Consider the following 4,596-nt stretch of genomic DNA (forward strand, 5'->3'; position numbering starts at 1 on the left):
GCCCGAGCCGTTCCAGGAGGGCCTGGCGGCGGGCGCGCCCGGAGGCGAACAGGAGCAGGCCCGCGAGGGCCAGGGCGCAGGCGGCGAGGGTGGCGCCGAGGGCGAACCGGGCGGCGGCGGTGGTCTCCAGCGCGACGGTCACGAGCGGCGGATGCGGCACAGGGGTCACACCGCCTCCCTGGTGGCGAGCTGATCGTCGGAGCGGGCCACTCCGAAGGCGGCGGGCACCGGTTCGCCCGCGAGGTGGAACCGGTCGGCGACGCGGCGCGGCAGCGGCAGGTGTTCGAAAGTGCCGTGCACCCGGCCGTCGGGTCCCATGGGCCGGGCCACGAACCGGGAGACAGTCGCGATCTGGAAGGTCTCGCGCCCGTGCGAGGCCAGCAGCGCGATCTCCACGATCTTGCGGGAGCCGTCCGCCAGCCGCGCGAGCTGGATGATCACGTCGACGGCGGAGTTGATCTGGTCCTGGAGGGCCTCGAAGGGGACGTCGACCTCCGACATGGAGGCGAGGGTCTGGAGCCGCATCAGGGCGTCCTCGGCGCTGTTGGCGTGCACGGTGGCCAGCGAGCCGTCGTGTCCGGTGGACATCGCCTGGAGCATGTCCAGCGTCTCGCCGCCGCGCACCTCGCCGACGATGATGCGGTCGGGGCGCATGCGCAGCGAGTTGCGTACCAGGTCGCGCACGGTCACCTGGCCCTTGCCCTCGACGTTGGGCGGCCGGGTCTCCAGCCGGATGACGTGCTGCTGCTGGAGCTGGAGTTCGGCGGCGTCCTCGACGGTGATGATGCGCTCGTGCTCGGGGATGAGCGCCGACTGGGCATTGAGGAGGGTCGTCTTGCCGCTGCCCGTACCGCCGGAGACGATCACGTTGCAGCGGGCCCGGACGAAGCCGGACAGCAGCGCGAGCATGTGCTCGTCCAGCGTGCCGAGGCCGATCAGCTCGCCGAGGGTGTAGGCGCGGGGGAAGCGGCGGATGGTGAGGGTGGCGCCGGTCAGCGAGAGCGGCGGGATGATGACGTTGACCCGTTCCCCGGACGGCAGCCGCGCGTCCACCATCGGGTTGGACTCGTCCACCCGCCGGTTGACGGTGGAGACGATGCGCTCGATGGTCTGCATCAGCTGCTCTTCGGAGGCGAAGCGGACGGGCACCTGTTCGACGCGGCCGCCGCGCTCGACGAAGATGTGGTCGGGGCCGTTGACCATGATCTCGGTTATCGAGCCGTCCTCCAGCAGCGGTTCGAGCACCCCGAGCCCCAGGGCCTCGTCCACCACCCGGCGGATCAGCAGCGTCCGGTCGCCGGTCGCCAGCACCGGGCCCTCGCGGCTGATGATGTGGCCGAGGACGCGTTCGAGGCGGGCGCGGCGCTCGGCGGGGCTGAGCGCCGACATCTCCGCGAGGTCGATCTCCTCCAGCAGCTTGGTGCGGTACGCCGACACCAGGTGCCCGGTGGTGTCGGCGGGGGTACCGGCCGCGCGGGTGCCGCCTGCCGCGGTGCTGCTGTCGTGCGTGGTGATACGGGAGCGCAGACTCATGGACCGACCTCGCTCATTCGTCTCCCCCTGTCGTGCCGCTCGCGGTGCCGCCGGCTGTGCCGTTCGCCGTGCCGCCGGCTGTGCGACTGTCGCTCGGCATGGTGGCGGAGCGGGTCGCGGTGCCCATGCTGTCGATGCCGGGGATGAGGGAGGGCACGGTCACCCGGGCCGTGACCTTCACCTCGTCGCCGGCTTCCGCGCGTACGAAACCGCTGCGGCGCGCCGTCCAGTCGGACATGGCGGCGCGTCCGCTCGCCGCGTACTGGTCCGCGATCTCCTCCTGGGAGGCCACCCGTGCCGCGGCCCGCGCGCCGGTGCCCGCCTGCTGCACCGCGTAGCCGACGAGGCCTAGCTGGATGGCCGCCATCGCGACGAGCAGCAGCAGCGGCAGCATTCCGGCGAACTCCAGCGCGCTGGAGCCCCGGTCGCCCTCCCGCCCGATGGCGCGGATACCGGCTCGCATGCTCCCTCACCCCTCCTCGGCGGCGCCCGCGTCGCCGCCGACCCTGAACGGCAGCCCCGCGGCGCCCGGGAACAGCAGGGGCGTCCGCAGGTCGACGTCGGCCTTCCACACGGTGCCGCCGCGGGTGCAGCTGACCGACGCGTCCTTGCGCCACTTCGCGGGCAGGTGCTCCCGCGCTGCCGCCTCACAGGCACCCTGCGGATCCCCGTGCGCCGCAGCGGCGGTGGCGGCGCGGGCTGCCTCGTCGGCGGAGTTGCCCGCGAGGGAGAAGGTGTAGCCGAGCAGCACGCACTGCCACAGCAGCACCAACGTGACCAGCACGATCGGCGCCATCCCGGCGAACTCCACACTCAGCGAGCCCCGGTCGGAGCCGAGCCGCGAGGCACCGGCTCCCGGTTCGGGGGACGCCGGCCCCGGTGGCAGGGCGTGCCGCGACTGCTGGGCCAGCGAGGGTCTGTGGTCCGCCGCGCCGCCGGGTTCCGCGGTGCCGCCCGGGCCGGACTGCTGGTGTCCGCCGCCCCGGCGCCGGGCGCCGAACCCGCGGGGCCGGCCGGCGTCCGGGACCGCGGCCAGCCCCAGTTCGCCCGCGAGCCCCCACAGGGCCTGCCGTACGCTGCCCTTGGCGTCCAGGTCCTGCATCCGCCCGGCGTCCAGCGCCGACTGGAGCTCCTTGAAGCCCGCCGGCACCGTCGTACGCGCCACCGGGCTGCCGGTGATACGGGCGACGAGCTGCGGCTGGATCTCGGTGTGCCGGGAGGCCCGGTTGACGACGGTGACGGTCTCCTCCGCCTTGCGGATCTGCAGCCGGTCCCACAGCCGCACCATGCGCCTGGCGCCGCGTACGGCGATCACGTCGGGGGTGGTCAGCAGCAGGGCCAGATCGGCCGCCTCGACGGCTGCCGCGTTGCCCGCGTGCATCTGGGTGCCGCAGTCGAGGAGGACGATCTCGTAGCGCGAGCGCAGCGCGGCCACCAGCTGCCGCGCTGCCCGTTCGTCCACGTCCTCGCCCCGCTCGCCCTCCTCGGGCGCCAGCAGCAGCGCGAGCCCCGTCTCGTGGACGTAGACGGCGTCCTGGAGGACCCGCGGCGTCAGGTCCTTGATGCCGGCGAGGTCGACGACGGACCTGCGGAACCGCACGTCCAGGTAGGAGGCGACGTCACCGGCCTGGAGGTCGAGGTCCACCAGGACCGTGCTGCGGCCCGCGGCGCGTGCGGCCAGGGCGAGCTGGACGGCGGTCAGTGTGGTGCCGACCCCGCCCTTGGCACCCGCGACGGTGACCACGGTGCCGGCCGCGCCGCCCTGACCGCCGGGGCCGTACGGTTCGCCGCCGTACCCGCCGCCCTCGTGTACGCCCAGGTGGCGGCGGACACCGGTGGCCCAGGTCGCGGCGGCGCCGATCCGGGCGGCCAGCTCGTCGTAGGTGAGCGGCAGTCCGGCCACGCCGCGGGCTCCGGCGTCCATGGCCGCCGCGTACAGCGCGGGGCTGGTGTCCTGGGCGGCGAGCACGACGCCGACGGCGGGGAACCTGAGGGCGATCTGGCTGATCAGCTCCAGCGCGGGCACCGGACCGATCAGCTCGTGGACCAGCACCACCTCGGGCAGCTCGGCGGGTGCCTCGCCGGCCTGCTGGGCGAGGGAGTCGAGCAGTTGGGTGGAGTCGACGGCGGGCGGCACCGGCTCGGCGTCGGGAAGCTGGCTGAGCAGGGTGACGAGCGGGCGCGCCGCATCCGGATCGCTGACGGCGGGCTGGATACGGATGACCATCGGGGCCTCACTTGTCTCCGGGGAGCGTGTAGATGCGGTCCTCCTCGGGGACCCCGGTGTCGTCGCCGGGCGCGACCAGCGCGAGCCGTACGTGCTCGGCGAACGATTCGGCGTAGGCGACGCGCTGGGCGTCCTTGGTGGTCAGCGCGAAAGTGATGGGCACGCCGTCGCGCTCGCGCTGCCGGGTGCGCTCGTCGCGGTCGCCGTCGTCCTTCAGCGGGGTGAGCTCGCCGACGTCGATCACCTTGGCGCGGCTGACGATGACGCGGGACTCGGAGGGCGCCTTGGTCTCGCCGTCGCCCTTGGCCCGGGGGCGCTGCTCGCCCTCGAAGGTGGCGTATATGTTGACCCGGTTGCCGGGGTTGATCTTCCCGGCGACACCGGTCTCGGCGTCGATCATGATGGCGATCTCCTGCTCGCCCTCCGCGAGTTCGGGCCGCTCGGCCATCATGTCGGACTGGAGCAGCGAGCCCTTCTTGAGCGGGTTGACCGCGATCTTGCGGTGGATGTCGTCCAGGTCGGTGACGGCGGTGCCGGGCAGCCACCGCTTCGGCATGGAGACCTTGGTGAACTGCGCGGCGGTCAGCGCCTGGTAGGCGGGCACGTCGTCCTTGAGCTTGTAGGCCGTCGTCTCCTCGCCCACCTTCGACTCCACGTTCCTGACGACGGCCAGGACCCCGGCGAACGCCGCGAGGGCGCACAGGACGGAGAGCACCAGCAGGAGAACGCCGCGGCGCTGGCGTGAGTTCATGGACGGAAACCTCGGGGATCGGCGACGACGGGTTCGGACGGGGCGCTCGGCGCGGGCCGGGCCGCCTGGGTGGGCGGCCCGAGGG

Annotated in this window: 4 protein-coding genes; all 4 read right to left on the reverse strand. The window is 73.5% G+C overall.

The window, feature by feature from the left end; all coding sequences use genetic code 11:
- Positions 1–165: 165 nt before the first annotated feature.
- Genes ITI46_RS33345 through cpaB form a run of 4 tightly spaced genes read right to left on the reverse strand, consistent with a single transcriptional unit; the run spans position 166 to position 4,511 of the window.
- Positions 166–1,533, reverse strand: coding sequence for a TadA family conjugal transfer-associated ATPase (locus ITI46_RS33345; RefSeq protein WP_209243687.1), 1,368 nt, complete (start codon positions 1,531–1,533; stop codon positions 166–168).
- Positions 1,534–1,546: 13 nt separating this feature from the next.
- The gene (locus ITI46_RS33350; RefSeq protein WP_209243688.1) at positions 1,547–1,996 is read right to left on the reverse strand and encodes a TadE family protein; all 450 of its coding nucleotides are present in this window, start codon (positions 1,994–1,996) and stop codon (positions 1,547–1,549) included.
- 6 nt (positions 1,997–2,002) lie between these two features.
- A complete protein-coding gene (locus ITI46_RS33355; protein WP_209243689.1) occupies positions 2,003–3,760 on the reverse strand; it encodes a CpaE/TadZ family protein in 1,758 nt (585 codons plus the stop codon).
- A gap of 7 nt (positions 3,761–3,767) precedes the next feature.
- A complete protein-coding gene (cpaB, locus tag ITI46_RS33360; protein WP_209243690.1) occupies positions 3,768–4,511 on the reverse strand; it encodes a Flp pilus assembly protein CpaB in 744 nt (247 codons plus the stop codon).
- Positions 4,512–4,596 lie beyond the last annotated feature (85 nt).

The sequence above is a fragment of the Streptomyces oryzae genome (assembly GCF_017676365.1).
GTDB classification, from domain to species: domain Bacteria; phylum Actinomycetota; class Actinomycetes; order Streptomycetales; family Streptomycetaceae; genus Streptomyces; species Streptomyces oryzae.